10 protein-coding genes are annotated in these 17,782 nt (G+C 52.0%); 5 read left to right on the forward strand and 5 right to left on the reverse strand.

Annotated features, from left to right (window positions below; all coding sequences use genetic code 11):
• Positions 1-59 precede the first annotated feature (59 nt).
• From P9H32_RS03195 to P9H32_RS03215, 5 genes are all read right to left on the reverse strand, one after another.
• Positions 60-2,387, reverse strand: a complete 2,328-nt coding sequence (locus P9H32_RS03195) for an alpha-amylase family protein (protein WP_322607421.1) — start codon at positions 2,385-2,387, stop codon at positions 60-62.
• Positions 2,384-3,244: a 3-keto-disaccharide hydrolase gene (locus P9H32_RS03200; RefSeq protein ID WP_322607422.1), complete on the reverse strand. Its 861-nt coding sequence runs from the start codon at positions 3,242-3,244 to the stop codon at positions 2,384-2,386. The genes P9H32_RS03195 and P9H32_RS03200 overlap by 4 nt, the downstream gene beginning before the upstream one ends.
• Positions 3,245-3,301: 57 nt before the next feature.
• The gene (locus P9H32_RS03205) at positions 3,302-6,352 is read right to left on the reverse strand and encodes a glycoside hydrolase family 2 TIM barrel-domain containing protein (protein ID WP_322607423.1); all 3,051 of its coding nucleotides are present in this window, start codon (positions 6,350-6,352) and stop codon (positions 3,302-3,304) included.
• 95 nt (positions 6,353-6,447) lie between these two features.
• Positions 6,448-8,286 carry a hypothetical protein gene (locus P9H32_RS03210; RefSeq protein ID WP_322607424.1) on the reverse strand — a complete coding sequence of 613 codons (1,839 nt, stop codon included), beginning with the start codon at positions 8,284-8,286 and terminating at the stop codon, positions 6,448-6,450.
• A gap of 73 nt (positions 8,287-8,359) precedes the next feature.
• Positions 8,360-10,975, reverse strand: a complete 2,616-nt coding sequence (locus P9H32_RS03215; protein ID WP_322607425.1) for an HzsA-related protein — start codon at positions 10,973-10,975, stop codon at positions 8,360-8,362.
• Positions 10,976-11,157: 182 nt separating this feature from the next.
• On the opposite strand from P9H32_RS03215, the gene P9H32_RS03220 reads away from it, so the two are divergent.
• The 5 genes from P9H32_RS03220 (at position 11,158) to P9H32_RS03240 (ending at position 17,639) form a co-directional block, all read left to right on the forward strand.
• Positions 11,158-11,928, forward strand: coding sequence for an IclR family transcriptional regulator (locus tag P9H32_RS03220; RefSeq protein WP_322607426.1), 771 nt, complete (start codon positions 11,158-11,160; stop codon positions 11,926-11,928).
• Positions 11,929-12,051: 123 nt separating this feature from the next.
• On the forward strand, positions 12,052-13,545 hold the full coding sequence (locus P9H32_RS03225; RefSeq protein ID WP_322607427.1) for a sulfatase family protein: 1,494 nt from the start codon (positions 12,052-12,054) through the stop codon (positions 13,543-13,545).
• Positions 13,546-13,555: 10 nt separating this feature from the next.
• A complete protein-coding gene (locus tag P9H32_RS03230; protein ID WP_322607428.1) occupies positions 13,556-15,028 on the forward strand; it encodes a sulfatase-like hydrolase/transferase in 1,473 nt (490 codons plus the stop codon).
• A gap of 2 nt (positions 15,029-15,030) precedes the next feature.
• Positions 15,031-16,149 carry a glycoside hydrolase family protein gene (locus P9H32_RS03235; protein WP_322607429.1) on the forward strand — a complete coding sequence of 373 codons (1,119 nt, stop codon included), beginning with the start codon at positions 15,031-15,033 and terminating at the stop codon, positions 16,147-16,149.
• Complete coding sequence (locus P9H32_RS03240) at positions 16,146-17,639, forward strand: sulfatase (RefSeq protein WP_322607430.1); 1,494 nt, start codon at positions 16,146-16,148, stop codon at positions 17,637-17,639. The genes P9H32_RS03235 and P9H32_RS03240 overlap by 4 nt, the downstream gene beginning before the upstream one ends.
• Positions 17,640-17,782 lie beyond the last annotated feature (143 nt).

Here is a 17,782-nt window from a genome sequence, read left to right on the forward strand (position 1 = left end):
TCATAGTGAAGGAGGTGCCACTATGCGAATACCTGAAATTGCGAATAAAATATCAGCTATTACGCAATCATGAGCAGTCGAACATCGCACGGTGCCATGCTGATCCGGTTTGCACAGCGTTGCTGCGTGATGAGATCCGCCGCCATTGCTTCATCCGGCAGCAAGACCACACGCGGGTCTTTGCTGATATTGTTCAGGGCAACAATCACCCGGCCGCTTTCTGTATCTTTGTTCACAAACATATTCACCCCGATGGCGTTATGGCCTTCAGCATCTTCGATACGCACCGGCAGCAGCGGCGGAGTGGCAACGGAACGCAGCGCAGTTTCCAGCGGCTTCAGTAAATCCGGCCAGTCGCCTTTTGGAATTGCTGCAAATCCATCCGGCTTCCAAACATTGGAACGCGGAGCCCCATGCTCATTTTTCACAAAACTTTCCTCGCCCCCCACCAGCACCAACCGTCCGCTGAACGATTTAAGCGCATTGAGGCTTTCATCGAGAATGTAAGCCGTGGGAGGCACAATCACCGTCTGTGTTTCAGGATCAAGGCCGTCGATTTTTGAAGGTGTTGTGAAACCGACGGTAAAGTTCAACAGTTTGAGGGCTTCATAAACCTGCTGCATACCGTGGGTATAGGTTTCATCTTGAATGGCGGCTTCTTCGCAATAATAAATCCAGAAATCACGCTGTTCCGGCTGAATGTCCACAATCTGCTGCGCATGGGCATTCAGCTCTTTCATGGTGCGACTGAACGCATCCACCGCAATCGGCTGATTCGAAAGCTCGCCGATATGATCGCCCTGCGGATTCAGCGATCCATCAGTGCGGCGACCCCACAGCCAGGCGTTAATCATTCCCATGCCATGGGTAAATGCCAACCAGAGAGCAGAGCGAACATAGTCGCGGCTCATGTTGAAATGCCGCCAGCTGACCGAGCTGAAACCATGCCATTCCGAATCATAGAACACTTTTTCGGGATACATGGATTTCGACCAGTCGAGGAACATCGACTGTTCCGACCACTCATACGCAAAATGTGCCTTCCATCCTGTTTTCGGATCCATCCCCTCTTCATGTTTCCCGAAAAACTGTGCCCCCTGCGGGGCGCAACGCAGGTCTGCTCCCATCACCTCCTGCAGGTCGGTCAGATATTCCATATCCATTCCGCCGTCGCGCTCACTTTTAGAGAGGCTGTAACCGAGCACTTTAATCGACACCGGGGCCTTCCGCCCGTTGTCATTTTTCTGTGCTTCAGTTTTCAGGAACGTAAACCATTCATTCACCCGGTCATGGTTGAAACGCACCCAGTCATACCAGAGCGGCGTTCCGCGCAGCCGTTGATCCATGAGACGCTGCTTCGGTTCCAGTCCTTGGAAAAGCACTTGATCCCAATCGCTGTATTCCGTGCCGTAAACGGTATTCAATGCCGAAATTTCTGCATATTTATCGGCCAGCCACTGTTGCCATTTCTGCATGGTGCAATCCGACAACCCGTTCTCCGCCTTCCATCCGCCTTTGCGGGTGGCAAAATGCGGTTCATTCGCCAGCAAATGCACCATGGGAAATGCTTCGCAGGCCTTCGCATATTCCGGAAGCATGCCGGAATAAAGTTTTTGGATCCACTCGCGGATCAGCGGACTGTCGATATCGTAGGTGGTAAAGTTTCGGCCTCCATATAGAACTTCGGGATGTTTTTCCTTCATCCAACCGGGCGTGTTATGCCCCGTGAGAAAAACACGCGGTGCCATATTGAAAGCATCCTGTTCAGCAAATGACTTTATTCTGGACTGTAGCTGACGTCCGGGCGTTCCATCCTCCTGCAGCTGCGGGATCTGCAGATACGCCCCGCCAATCCGGCCGAAACAGTTTAATTCCTCTTTTCGCGCCGGAGTCCACACCAGCGAACTCGGAAACACCCTCCGGCCCTCCAGCTCATAGGCCTTCGGAGCAAGCTTCATCGTGCCTTTGGTGAGATCCGGGGGAGCAACCGGCCGGATCTTTCCCGCCATCTGCTGCTGCAGTTGCGTAATTGCATAATCTGCCACATCTATGCAGCTGTTCAGTTCTTTGATCGGAAAATCGACTGCATACTCCGGAGCCATTTTACGGTAGTGCCAGCGGCCCGCAAAAATTTCAGCTGCGCGGTCACGGTTGGCGTAATCATGATTCGCCGCAACAATAAACAGTCCGATCACCTGATACGACGCCACCGCATAATCCACCACGCAACCTCTCCGCCGCGCGTCTTTTATCAGACGCCCCAGCTGCTGTTGCTTGGCCTCAACCTGTCGATTCAGTTGCTGCCATTCATTCCGGGCAGCATTTCCAATACCCGGAAAAATGCAGGTTCCGGCGGCGGTTAATGCGGTAAATCGGCGTCTGTTCATTCGGTTCCTTTCAGGCGGATTTTATTTTCAATCTGTTTCGGCAACGCATTGATGGAACGAATGCGCATCCCTTTGTAAAAACATTCAGCGGCCTCGGACTGCAATTGGATCTGCCCTTGGGTCAGCGGTTTTCCATCAGCACGCTGCGCATTTTCAACCACCATCACCACCTCGCCGTTAACCACATGAACAGAGGTGTCGCCGAGGCTGTAAATTTCCATAAGGTTCCATTCGCCATGCGGTTTATCGGTTTCCGGCCAGGCGCTGATGTAACCACCGGTATACTCCGCGCTCGCAGCGTCATAGCGCCGGCGTTTGGTTCCCTCGACGGCCACGGTACGGACTGCTGCCCGCGGGCCGGCCAGCGGAATAAAATCGCCCAGATCACCTTCCTGAACCTGGCATTCAAGAGACGATTTCCAAACCTTCCAAAACGCCCCGTGTTCGCCGTGGCAGTGGTAGAGAATGCCGCTGTCGCGCAGCGTATGCAGGCGGGGTTCCCACTGTTTATCGCCCCACTTTATCCAGACCTGCAAATGATAATTTTCAAAAGAGTCGAGCGTCGTCAAGCCGCCGTAGATTTCGCCACTCACATGCAGCACCGGTTCGCCGTCTTCCTCAATCATGCTGAAAACATTTTTAACATCATTGTTCAGTCCCATCGGTGTGCCCTTATGACAATCCGGAGACGTCGGTGTTCCAGCCGGCAGCCCCTTTACCGAATCGTGTGGAATTCCCATCCAGATTTCAAAGTTCGACAGCTCATTGTCGAACAGATTATTCCAGTTTCCGGAAAAGGCTGAACCAGCCAGCGATAAGCCGAATACGAGTGCTGCCATGTAATGTCTTTTCATCATAATACTCCTGTTTACAGTAAAGAATGATTTTCACGCTCTAAACAGGACAGACAACACTCATCGAATTAAAATTTCGTCGATTAACAGTCCGGCGTTGCGGGGTTCAATCCGGATGGTATTTGCCCCGCGGCCGATTTCAACGGGCACTTTAATGGTGGCCCATTCTTTGCCGATCCGGCGTGTATTCGGTAACAACAGCTGGTCATTCACGAGCACACCGTTGATGATCAGCTTTACCGTATGACCTTTTGCATTTTTAATCCGCCCCCCGTAGCGAATAGCCAAATCGGCAGGCCCCGCGCCGCCATCATTTTCCTGATACCATTCCACATAGGCTTCATCATTTTTGCCGAACTTAAGATAGCCTTTTCCGCGGTAATATTCGCCCCAGGTTTCCACCGATGCACCGTTGAAATCTGCCGTTTCCGCCTGTACCCCAGGCGTTGAAGTTTGCTGGCCTCCCCCTTCCCAGATAAACCCTTCATCGTCTGCAAAGCGTTCTTCCAGTGTCAAAAGCGGATTTCCGTCGATTACAACCAGAGCTTTCACCGTGGTTCCCGGTTTAACCTCAAACGCGCCGGTGTAAGGCATTGACTCCGGTGTAGGCTGCCGGCCGTCGGTGGTGTAGAAAATCTCTTTTTTAATCTCGGGAAGCGGCCCTCGCAGCGAAAGCAGATCCGTATCGATGGACACCTTATTGGAAAACTTCAGTTTTTTCTCTCCCAGAATACAGGCGGCCAGCAGGCTCATATTTCCGTCATCAACCGCTTCAATATAAGCCCGGGTCAGGCCGTAAAATGCCCTGCGATTGTCCGTTCCGAAATGCGGTTCCACATCAACCGGACTTCCGTTATCCAGTGCTTTGATCCGCCCGTTACCGATTACGCTGAACCAGGTGCGGTTTTCTCCATACGGATAAAATTCGCCTTTTTCATCTGTGGTGGTCACACGGACCTGAACCAGATCTCGACCTGTTGCTTTCAATGGATCGCCGTCAATCGACAAGCTGATCCGAGCCGGTGTGTCAGCAGTCCGGATGATCTTCTGAGCAACCTTGTTCCCTTTTCGAAATCCTTCAGCCCGCAATGTCCCCGGCTTCCAGGGCACCATCCACTGACACTGCATTTCATCCCATTTTCGGCCCGGCTTCTGCATGCCCAGCGATTCGCCGTTGAAAAACAGTTCAACTTCATCGCAATTGGAATACACCTGAACCGGAATACGTGTGCCTTCCTTCATATTCGGATGCGTCCAGTGCGGCAGAATGTGTATCATGGGCTTTTCTGTCCATTGGCTTTGGTAAAGGTAAAAAAGATCCTTTTCAAAATTGGCCAGATCAATGGCGCCGCCCATAAAGGCTTTAAACGGCCACCCGCCATGCACATAGCCCGCCTCGCCGATATAATCGTGCCCGGTCCAGCGGAAAGAGCCGGCATAGTACGGAATGTCCCGCAGCTGCTCGATGTTCTTCCGCGCTGTCAGGCGAACCATGGCATTGTCATAACTCGAATTGAAAATTTGTTTTCCGCTGGAACGGTCGCCGTCGGGAATCCAGTCATACGTGAAAATTTCCTCATCGGTGAGATCTGGACACGGATAGGGCCTCTGTTTTTCGTTTGGAAATCCATCCCGAAACCAGGTTTTTGTACGGTAGAAGCCGCGCACCTGCCAGGTATGTGTGTTTTCTGTTCCGATGAAAACCCGTGGATTTTCTTTGTTCATGGCTTCGAATTCATCCCACCACCCCATCTTTTCGCTGTGGCCGTTGAATCCCGCAATATCCATATCCTCATGGTTGGAGTGACCCGAGGTCACCGGTCGCGTCGGATCCAGTTCATGGCATTTGGCAACCAGTTCCGGGGCCACATCGCCGTGGGTTTCGTTGCCGACGGAGTACAGGACAATGGAAGGGTGATTGCGATCCCGACGAATCCAGTCGGTCAGATCCCGCTCCCACCAATCGTCAAAAAAACGGGCCCCGTAATCTTCATAGGCTTTGCGCTCCCAGCCGTCGAAAATTTCATCCATTACAAGCATGCCCATTTCATCGCACAGCTCATAAAACTTCGGTGTTTGCGGATTGTGTGCCGTTCGGAAACAATTCACCCCCATATCCTTGAGCTGTTGAATGCGGTATTTAAGAATTTTGTCCGGAACCGCGGCACCCAATGCGCCGGCGTCCTGATGATTACAGATGCCCCGCAACTTAATGTTTTTGCCGTTGAGCCACATGCCGCTTTCCGGTTTCCACTCAATATCACGAATACCGAAACGGGTTTGAAGCGTGTCAACCGTTGTTCCCGCAACCTTAACTTTCGTGATCGCTTGATAGAGACGGGGCGAATCTATATTCCACCGAAGCGGCTTCGGAACTTGAAATGTGAAACTCGAAACCTGAACTGCAGCCGGATCAGCCGTCAGGGAAGTTGAACCTTGCGCGACTTCATTGCCGACAGGATCAACAATAGAAACGTCCAGCTCTATCGGCTGAATGCGATCCAATGTGTTCTCGACTTCGACATCCAGCTTAACCGTTTCGCCCTGTGTTCGAACAAATACCCCGTCGCGCACGACATGTACCTTGTCCATCACATCCAGCCAGGTGTGCGCATAAATCCCGCTTCCGGTGTACCAGCGCGCCGACGGCTGTTTTTCATTATCCACCCGTACGGCAAAAGTAATCGAATCTTCGTTCTGGACGGCATCGGAAATATCGTAAGCAAAGGAAATCCAGCCGTAGGGCCGTGTTCCGAGCTTTCGGCCATTCGCCCAGACTGTGGAATTCATAAACACGCCGTCAAAGACAATTTCCACGTGCTGCCCTTTCCAGGCCGGATCCACATCAATGGTTTTCCGGTACCAGGCAATGCCCGCCGGAAGATACCCGCACTGATCACCCATGGGATGACTCTCGCTGTATTCGCCTTCAATGCTCCAGTCATGCGGAAGATGTAACGCTCGCCAGTCTGAATCATCAAAAGCGGAAACCTTCCATTCGGGGTCGTCGCCCTTTCTGAATTTCCAGTCCCCGTCAAAATTCTGCCGAATATGGCCGGCCTGTGCAGAAATCACCGCACACAACGCCAGCATTGCTGAGATCCATCGCATGTATACTACCTCTAGTTTAATGAGTGGCAGTTATACGGTGGGAAGGCCCTTCGGAAAACATGCGTTTGCGTAAATCATATATGTGAAATTGCCACCTATTCTTCGAGCAGATTGACCTGCAGAACCGCGCAGGCCAGCCGTCCGCCGGAATCGGGATAAATGATTTTCGCCACGTTGCTTTCCTCCAGAAGTTTAGCGGGAACCGGGATGGCAAGAGTTCCGAAAAAGGTGGAACGCCCGGCCTGATCATCACCCGCCCAGCGGGTTGGAATTTCAAGCGGCGCTCCATTGAAAAGGACCCGTTCCGGAAGAATGGCCAATCCCTTTTTCCGGCCCGGTGTTAAACGAAGAAATGCCGTTCCTTTTCCCGTCGGTGTATCCGGAAATTCAAAAGCGACCGCTTCGTCCGCCACAATATTTTTCATATAATCCGCGGCATAGACGCGGTGCTCCCGAATTGTTCGCAGCGCCGTGACCGGAGTTTCCGTTTCAAATTTAAGCAGCATACTGTGTCCCGGATACAGCTTTACGGTTGAAGGCGGGCGCTTCAACTGTCCTTCATGAAAACGCGGTTTCAAGCCATGCGTTTCCAGGCTTCGGAAAAACACCGCTCCGTTTCCAGAGTCCGGAAACCCGGACAAATGCACTGTTTTGTCGCGCTGATCCAGATTAACCAGAATCAGGTTCAGTTTATTTCCGTCTGCCAGCAGATGAACCCGCACATCCGGATGCGACGATGTGCTCCAGCGCCACTGTCCGGAAATCCCTTTCCAGAAATGGTAAAACAGCGAGAGTTGCGTCTCCACAAATGAGCCGTCGGACTTCATGCGCCAGAGCAGAAACGGGTTGGCGGCATCTTTCTCGCGGTCGGGCTGATACGTCCAGAGTCCTTTGCCGAGAATAAAGGGAACCGTTTTAATGATTCGGTCGGGATGATCCATAAACATCACCAATTGTCCGTTGAGCGAGCTGAGCTGTTTCGCCGTACGCTCAGGGCTGTAGATATGATTGGCCATTCCGCCCCCCGGAATTTTTCCGTATTCGGAAATCACCTGCGGTTTCGCCTCCCCCAGACGAATGAAGCTATAGCTGTCAAACAGATCCATGATACCTTCGGTGTTGGCCCCGGTGCGATTGCGCGGTTCGCCGGTAACGTTTACACCGTCGTAGGTGTGATAAGAGAAAAAGTCCATTGCTTCACCGGCCGTATCAATAAACATTTTTTCCCAGTTGAACCAGTGGCGAAAATCGTTCTGCTCCACCTCAATCCAGGCTGCCGTATAGCCCCCGACCTTCACATCCGGATTCAGCGCCTTCACCCGCTTTGCCACATGCACATGCTGCTCTGCCATTTTTTCCGCAGTGGTACCGATTTCATCGGCATGCACAAACGGCTCGTTCAGCACCTCCAGATAAAGCGGTCGCGTTTCATCGGTAAAATAATATTTCAGGAAATACGCATAAAATTCTGCCGCGCCCTCCATGGTTCTCGGGCCCCATGCGGCATAATTGTTTTCCGGCGTCGGATGCATCCGTTCAGGATGAGTGCAGATCACGGTTTCGCGCACCTGCTGCGGATCCGCATCGGGACGCCAGCCTGCACGTTCACGATGCTTTTTTCCTCGTTTTTTCATCTGCCCGATATCGGGAAAATCAGGCCGGTCAGGATCTGCCGGAATATTCCGAGCCGCGCCGGAAAGCGATCCGCCGTCGCGTCCGTAGCGCACGTCGAGTTCATCTTCGAGGTAGCTGTAATACTCCTTCAGCCGGGAATTCAGGGGGCCTTCATGAATCGTAATAAACTGATTACGGTCAAATTCCGTAACACCGCCGATGCTGCGGATCACCGTCGGATACAGCTTCACCTCGACCTGCTCCTTGGCCGACAGTACCAGCGGCAACGCCAACAGTCCCCAAATCAAACGGTATTTCATCGTGTCCCTGCCTTTTTTCATTGTGCAGGTAACGAACACAGTCCCCGGTTCGGGACAGCTGCAGGGCGGTCTTTTAGTCAGTATGGGGACACTGCTCTTTAAACGGATAAACCTTTCTACCCTCGCGGATCGCTTTAACCGCCAGCTGGTTGGCCGTCCGGTTGGCGATATATCGTGCCTTGTTATGTCTATCGATTTCCGACTGTGCCACGTTGGAATTGGTCTGATCCTCTCTCGGGTTTTCGGCCAGCACCGCAGACGCCTCCTGAAGGATGGCAAGCACCTCGCTGCGCTCTGCGTCGTCCGAAATCATCTCCAGAACCGGGCTAAGCGCTGGCCGGGTAAAGTTAATGAGGTGTCCGTGTTCCACATAGAAATCAGCAATTTTTTTGCGATTTTCCATACCGAGCATCACTTTTTTCTGTTTGTTCCATCCGTTTTCCAACGCGAGAATCGGATTTCTTCCGTTGTAGGAAGAGGCATAGGCGCCGTAATAGACGGCGTTCACGTCGATCCAACTGATGATACGATGCATTTCATCTTCGGACAGTTTCACGTTATAATGCCCTTTCTGCAGTATACGCACCAGCCGGCTTCGGTGCGATCCCCAGGCGTAGGCCGGCAGCACCCCGGGCGGTCCGTCCTGCACAGAGTTGACGAGTTTTTCCGCCGGTCCATCATACCGCAAGCCCGATTTTGCCATCAGTTCAGTATAGGAAACATTAAAAGGCAGACTCAGATCACCTGCCAGGTTGAGCACCCGCCCGCCCTCCGTGCCATAGTCATGACAGCTGACACAATGCTGATCAAAAACCGGTTGCACATCGGTCAGATAATTGAAGGGTTTTGCTTCTTCCACACTCGGTGTATCCAACCAGGGCTCCAGCTGGCTGGGCGGCCGTTGCATGGCCTTTGGAAAAGGATTCGAAGCCGAAGGCGCATCCCGCCGGTTTTCATGACAGCCGATGCAGCCCTGCGTCTCCCCCGGGCGCACCACGGTGCCGGAACGCATGGCCTGCACCATCTGTTTGTTTTCATCCAGAGCCAGAATCTGAACAAAGGTATCTGCCGGAAGGTTAAAATAGGCCGAACCGTCTGCCTCAACCGGAACATCTCCGAGAATCCGTTTATTATTGGTCAGATTCCAGTTCATGGCCGTCACCTGCGCGGCATCAATTCCCCAGATCTGACCTTCTGACCACATTCTGCGCGGCGGCGCTTCCACAATCCGCAGGTATTTAATATCGCCGCGCTTCACCCCGGCCATTTCATCATCGGTTCCCAGATACACATCGTTCACATACAGGCTGCCATGATCTCGGGACAGATCAACGGAACTCGGGATAACCGGCGGTTTCGGGCGCGCCGCAAGCGGAACGGGACCGTAAGGACTCTGGTGCGGAGTTTTCACCTCATAAAGCACGACTTCGTTGCCAAAAACATCAACAAGCATAATGGCCATATTCACCGGATCCTTTTTCCGGGCATTTTTATAGGCCACCAGCGGTCCGTCCAACGCCTTTGCAACAAGGAAAAAATATCCGCCGCCGTTCCCTTGCTCTACATTGTGAACGGGATAAGGATCTTCATATCGTGCCGGAAGATTGCGGAACTTGTCGATATGCCAGCGGTTCTTCATATCCATATTACTCTCGTCATCCGGCGAAATCAGTTTTCGGCCGGCCTCCGGCCACATATGAATGACGGGTTCCGGACCTTCCAGACCTTTTGAACGATCCACTACAGCCAGTGCTCCCCACGGCAGATCATGACACGCTCCGTAAATGCAGACCACCTGATCTGTTCCCGGTATCACCCGGGCATCTCCCATAAATCCCGGACTCCATGCGTTGTTCCCCATAAACAGCGCATGTCGGGTGCCGTCAGGATTGGTGGTCCACAACCCCAGCGATGGACCGAAATGCCGATCCACATATTCCCAGCGGCTGTAAAGCACCCGTCCGTCCGGCATCAGACTGGAATGAAAATCAGCCAGTCCGTTAAAGCTGATCTGCTGGATGTTGGCTCCGTCGCCCTCCATCGCAAACAGGTTGTTCGAAATATGCCGATTGCACTGGCAGAACTTTGGATCGCGCGTTGAGCTGAATATAATTTTTCCGTCCGGCATATAAATGGGATCCACATCGGAAATCATAGAGCCGAATGTCAATTGGCGCACCTTTCCGGTTTCCAGCTCCATTTCATACAGATGATAATCATCCGCTTTATTGCGGCGCATCGAATAGAGGATCTTCTTGCCGTCGAAACTGACATCCGCATCGCGCAGGGTACCTTGCGGCTCTTCCGCCAATACCGCTTTGCGCACCACTGAACCGTCATCCTGAACGGAAATCACTTCCAGACGGCCCCCATGACTGTGCCAGTGCTTAATTCCGGCAAGATCCCCTTTATGCGTATCACCGTTTTGAAACATGGTGTTAATCGGACCGTGACTGCCCCAATACTGATTGCGCACCTCCACCAACCATTCATACTTTTTCACATACGGATGATTCAGCAAGGCCTCGCGTTGGAGGTTTGTAAAAGCCGGTGAAGCGGCATCGGTTAGGTTTTCCAGACGCTGAAGATATTCATCCGCCTTTGGATACGCATTGCCATAGGTTTCCGACAAATGTTCCACCGCAGCCCGCAACGAAGCCTTCGAATTTTCCTGAGCGTTTCCTCGCATTGGAAAAACGCCGCAGCCCACGATGCCCATTATAAGAACCATACGGAAAAATTTGCGCATAAAAACAGCTGTCCATAAGGTATTTGGTTTCATATATATCCCTATTGTCTAAATATAGCTCGCAATATAAACGCTGTGTCGCGTAATTTGAAGACTCAAATATCGGTAAAAAAGGCTCAATCATGGCAGATAACAAATATCATGTTCCCAATCTCGAACGTGCACTCCACATTTTTCAGCTGCTGGCCGATCACCCGCAAGGCCTGACCCAGAAAGAAATGATTGATGCGCTCGAAATTTCGAAAAACAGTGTCTACCGGATTACAGAAACTCTGATTGATCACGGCTACATTGCCCGCGATGAACCGACACGCCGGTATGCGCTGACCCGAAAAATGATGTCACTCGGAGCCACCGCAATGGGCGACCGTAAAATTGTTGAAGCTTCATTCAGTGAAATGCTCGATCTGCGCGATGCTGTGAATGCCTCAGTCTATCTCGCGGTTCTCGAAGGCACCCAAGGCGTTATTCTCGAACAGGCCACCGGCGGCAGCCCTTTTAAGTTTTCTGTTGATCTCGGTTCCCGATTCAACCTGCACTCCGGCGCACCCGGAAAAGCGTTGCTCGCATTTCTGCCCGACGATGAACGCGATATTATTCTTTCAAAAATCACCCTCACCAAATTCAACGACCGTACCATTACAACGAAAAAAGGGCTGCTGGCTGAAATTTCCGATATTCGGAAAAAAGGCTACGCAACGGATCTGGCCGAAGAATTCGAAGGCTGCCACTGCGTCGGTACGGTCATCCGCGATCATGCCGGTTATCCGATCGCCATGATCTGGGCCACAGGCACCTCCTTCAATCTCACTGAAGCTTCTTTTCCAATGGTTGGAAAAAAGGTTGTCGCAACCGCACGGCGGATTTCGCGCAAATTCGGATACCAGGATTAACCAGCAGTAAAGCGATTCGATATGACAAATTAACGCATGTCTTTTCCGCAATATTGCACCCGTTTCACGTCCAGCATGTGTATCCTGTAACGTTACATACGCATGATCGAACGAGGGCACGGGATGATGAAAATATGGATAAGCACGTTTGCATTTTTGTGCGCGACATGGGTCTCCGCCGAAATGCCGAATGTTGTGCTGGTGATGGCCGACGATATCGGTTTGGGTGATCTCAGCTTTTATCAACGTGCGGCCGGCCATAAAAAGCCGACAGTGGAAACCCCGAATATCGATCGGCTCATTTCCGAAGGTATGCGCTTCACCGATGCACACTCCCCGGCATCGCTCTGCGCCCCCACCCGCTTTTCGATGCTGACCGGAAATTATTCCTATCGGAACCACAAACCGTTCGGAGTCTGGAAGCCGGAAGAAAAATCAGGCATCGACGAAGGCGGTTTCACCACCATAGCCCGACTGGCGAAAGCCGGTGGCTACCGGACGGCCTTTTTTGGAAAATGGGGGCTCGGGAGTTCGTGGCTGGGTTATCCGATAGACTGGAAAAAAGAATCCGGCGGAGCGCTGCATTTCGGGTTTGAGTATGCCCTCGAACTCCCGGAGGGGGTGCAGAATATTCCATTTGCTTTTTATGAAAACCAGACCTGGATGAAGCTGGCCGACGATTCTGTAATCATGGAAATCGATGCTGACCAGACCCATTATTCCACATCGAAAAAACATCTCGATCGCGGCGGCATCGCCGATTCCAACTGGGACCCGACGCAGGCGGGACCGATCCTTGCCGCCAAAGCGGTGGAATATATTGCCTCCCAGGCCAAAGACCCCTTCTTCATCTACTATTGCTCTCAGGCCGTGCATATTCCTCATGCGCCTCCCGAAGAAATTGACGGCATCAAAATCAAAGGCACAACTCCGGGCAAACACGGCGATATGATTAAAGAGCTGGATGTACAGGTCGGCATGCTGGTACGGGCTCTGAAAGCTTCCGGCGTTTACAGCAACACGCTGTTTATCTTCACCTCCGACAACGGCGGGCTATCCTGGGATAAAGAGATGAAGGCGGCCGGGCACGATACCTCGAACGGCCTGACCGGGAGTAAGGGCTCTATTATGGAAGGCGGGCACCGCATTCCTTTCATTGCAGTCTGGCCGGGAAAAATCAAAGCGGGATCAGTTTCCGATGAACCGATGGTTTCTCATGACATGGTGGCCACTGTCGCAACACTTGCCGGCCAGCGGGTTGACCGTAATCGGATCAAAGATTCTCTCAATCTCATTCCTCTCTTTCTGGGGGGTGAAAATCGCGAGCGTCACCTGAATCTGATGCATCAGTCCTCCGGCGGGCCTACTTGGGCCATTCGCGATGGAGACTGGAAACTGATTCTTAAAGCATCCCGTAAAATTCCTGATTTTAAGTTTAAGCCCGAAAAGCTGTTGGAAGACGGCGTGATGAAACCCATCGGGCTTTACAACCTGCGCACTGATTTGAAAGAACAGAACAACCTGATCAAAAATCCGGAATACCGGCAACGTATAGAGACGATGCACCGGCGCTGTATTGAACTGCGCCGAAGCGGAGTTCCAACCATTGGAAAATAAGGAGCACACTATGAACAGAAGACAATTTTCATCCCTTATGACTGCGGCAGGATTCAACAGCATGACGCGTACAACGCTGGCCGGAAAAACAAAAAAACCGAACCTCCTTATCATTCATACCGATGAGCACAACTTCCGCACACTCGGCTGCTACCGTGAGCAGCTTTCGCCGGACCAGGCCTTTGTCTGGGGCGGAGAGTACGGCGTAGACACGCCGAACATTGATTCCATCGCCCACGAAGGCGCCATCTGTAATAATTATTACTGCTCCTCCCCGGTATGTACCCCGTCGCGTGCATCGCTGATTACCGGCCTTTATCCGCAAGCTACCGGCGCTCCGAAAAACGGCGATCATATCCGGCAGGATATTCCCACTTTTGCAACCATCCTCAGCGATGCCGGCTATGCCACATCGTATGTCGGAAAATGGCATCTGGATGGGCACAGCAAATACACTTTCGGGATTGAATATAAAGCAGGATTTGCAGACAACACCCATATGATGCGCGGCGGCCATTCCCCTTTCTTCCAGGTGAAAAACAAACAGGTTTTCAAAGGCGGCCTGGGAGAACGGTCCGTGACGAAGCTGCCGAAAGATGAAGTCGTTCATATGACCGACTGGTTCACCGACAAAACCCTTGAAATTCTTGAACGGGATAAAGATAAACCGTTTGCAGTGATGCTCTCAATTCCAGATCCGCACACCCCGGACTATGCGCGGCCGCCCTACCATACGATGTATGACCACATGGATCTGCAGCCGCCGAAAACACAGGATCCGGAATATACGGCCGCCAAACCGGGATGGGCCAAACCGCTGAATAAGATGGATCATAACGAGGCAGAAAGATTCGATCCGAAACCGTTGCGGCAGTATTTCGGTATGGTGAAACATATTGATGACTCGGTCGGACGTATTCTGACCTTCCTCGATAAAAACGGCCTGAAGGATAATACGATTATTGTGTTTACTGCCGACCACGGCGATATGTTCTACGAACACAACCGGCGCAACAAAGGGGTCCCCTACGAAGCTTCGGCAAAGATCCCCTTTGTGATCCGTTATCCGAAAACGATTCCGGCCGGAAAAGTGATTAATAAGGCATATACCAACTGCGATTTCACGCCGACCACACTGTCGATCATGGGCATTAAAACCGATGCATCGTTCCATGGGCAGGATACTTCGACCGATTTCCTGAATCCGGAAAAGGTGGTGAAGAGCGACCGTGTTACCTACTTCGCCAAAACCGGCGGATGGTGGGTGGCGGCTGTGAACAATCGTTACAAACTGGTGCTCGATAAAAATGAAAAACCCTGGCTGTTCGATCTCGAAAAAGATCCGGATGAACTGGAGAACCAGTACACCAATCCGGAATATAAAGAGATCGCCAAAAAAATGCAGGACGAACTTTTCCGCCAGATGAAGCAGTACGATGAACCCGGCCTGAAAAGTAAGCGGCCGTATGTACTGGAAGGGTAATCATGAAAAATATGTTTTGCATACTTGCTCTGGGGGTCTCCGGCTTAACCGCTCAGGGAAAATCTCTGGTGGATTATTTTCTGCCGATGGAACCCCGGGGGCCTATGATTGCAGAAGGAATATGGGGCGATCCCAATGTGCTTCCGCGTGACATCAAAAATGGACTCGAAGATTCATCGTTGAAAAACTGGTGCTATTGGGACGGTCGGATTGTTAAGGATGATGCGGGGCGGTTTCACCTGTATGCCAGCCGCTGGCATCATTCATTTCCGCACAGCACAGGGTGGAAAGAAAATTCCAAAGGCATACATGCGGTCAGTGACCACATTATGGGACCGTATACCGATAAGGGGCTGGTTTATCCCCAATGGCAGAACGGCAAAGGGCACAATGTGATCGGTCTGCGCATGCAGGACGGACGTTATGCGGTCGTGACCAGTGAAATTACACAGGGTGAAGTTTTTGTTTCGGACTCGCCTGACGGTCCGTTTGAACTGCTCGGGAAAATTAAATGGGAGGCTAACGGATTTAATCCGGGGCTCGCTGCATATCAGGGCGGTAAAGGGCATATGTCAAATGTCAAAGTGCTGCTTCGTCCGGACGGGCGCTATATGATTGTTCCGCGCTCCACCTGTGTAATGATCAGCGATGACGGCATTCTCGGTCCTTATAAAATTATGAGCGACCGCGTATATAAAAACTACCCGGAACTTCCGCAGGAAAAAAATGAGGATCCCACGGTCTGGTACAGCGGCGGGATGTATCACATCGTCTACAACCACTGGCCCAGCAAAACCTCGCACCACTTCAGTTCAGTGGATGGCATAAGCAATTGGAAGTACCGTGGTATTGCCTTTAAAAAAGAAGAATCAAAGATCTTCAAATACACCGATGGCACCGTGAACGACTGGCAGTTTGTCGAACGGCCGACGGCATATGTTGATGAGCAGAGCGGGCATGTGACCCACTTTATTTTCTCCGTAATCGATGTGAAAAAAGGACAGGACCGAGCCAACGACAACCATGCCAGCAAAATTGTCGTGGTGCCTTTCGATGGAGAAACCTTTGACCGGGATATGCTGCAAATTGTGGAAAACGAAAAGAAAGAAGCCAGCCCATGAAGCGAAACATAATCCTTGGCAGTCTCCTCCTTCCCGCCAGTATTTTTGCTGCGGAACCCCCGAACATTCTGCTGATCATGGTTGATGATCTGAACACCTCGATCGGCTGTTTTGACGGTCCCGCTTTTACCCCGAACATGGATCGGCTTGCCGAAACCGGAATAAAGTTTACCAACGCTTATTCCGCCTGCCCGTCATGCAATCCATCACGGGTTTCGATGCTCGTCGGACAGCGTCCGGAAAACAACGGGGTGTTTAACAACAGCCAGCATTTCCGGGCAACGGCACCGGCCAGAAATCTGACCACGCTTCCGCAGCTGCTGAAGTCCAACGGTTATAACACCATTGCCGCTGGCAAAGTCTTTCACCATCGCCGCGGTTCCCGTGATCTTCCGGACCCGCAGTCGGATCCCGACTCCTGGACGTATCAGCCGGGGATTTCAAGCGGGAAATTTTTCGGACACGATTTCAAAAACCGGTTTCATCAGCCGGACGGATTGCCGAAATGGGTGCTGAACACCCGCGTAAAAGTAGATCCAAAAGACCGCAAACTATTGAAATCAACCTGGGTCTGGGGACCGCTGGAAGAGGATATCGAACCGACTGATACGCTCGATTGGAATACGGCGGAATGGGGTGCGGCCTGGCTGAATAAAAAAACGGATGAGCCGAATGTACAGGGGGCGCCGTCGCCGGATGAAAAACCCTGGTTGCTCGCCTGCGGAATTTTCCGCCCCCATATTCCGTTGATCTGTCCGCAGGAATTTTTTGATCTCTACGAAACCGATGAGCACCGGCACCGGTTGGTGATGCCCGATATTCCGCCGGATGACATTGCCGATCTGCCGAAAGCTGCCGGAGCCGGAAAGGACTGGTTTGCAAAATATGTGAAAGACTGGCCGCAGGAATGGGCCTATCTGCGCCAGTCCTACTATGCGTGTACAACCTATGCCGATGCCGCGGTGGGGATTCTGCTCGACGGGCTTCAAAAGAGCGGGTACGCCGACAATACCCTTGTGATTCTTATGGGCGATCATGGGTATCACCTCGGCGAAAAGGACCGTCTGGGCAAAGCAAAAGTCTGGCGGGGCGCTTCCAGCATGCCCATGATTATCCGCATGCCGGGCGGAGTGACCGGAACCGCAGATGCCGCTGTTTCCATGCTTGATATCTACCCCACCCTCGTTGAACTGCTCGGGTTAAAAGCTCCGCACAAACTGGATGGAACCAGCCTGCTCCCGCTTCTTGAAAATCCGGCGGAAAAACGTTCTGAACCGGCCGTGATCACCAGCACCAGCGGAACGCAAATCGGTGTCGTGCACGATCACTGGCATTACATCAGCTACAGCGACGGATCGGAAGAGCTGTATGATCACCGCGCGGATCCCGGAGAGATTACCAATCTGATGCATCCATCCAATTACAAAGAAAAATACCGGGCTGTTGCAGACCGGTTGAAAAAATATGTACCGGCAAACCGTAAAGGCTAGAGACTGGACTATGCGGTCATGCGACCGGCCGAATGGATTCTTCCATACGTTGGAAATGAAAAGGATTCCGCGCTGCGGAATCCTTTTCGGTGTATCGCCATAATAAAGTTTACGCAATTATATATATCCCCGCTTAACGCAAC

It is taken from the genome of Pontiella agarivorans, from assembly GCF_034531395.1.
In the GTDB taxonomy this organism is placed as follows: domain Bacteria; phylum Verrucomicrobiota; class Kiritimatiellia; order Kiritimatiellales; family Pontiellaceae; genus Pontiella; species Pontiella agarivorans.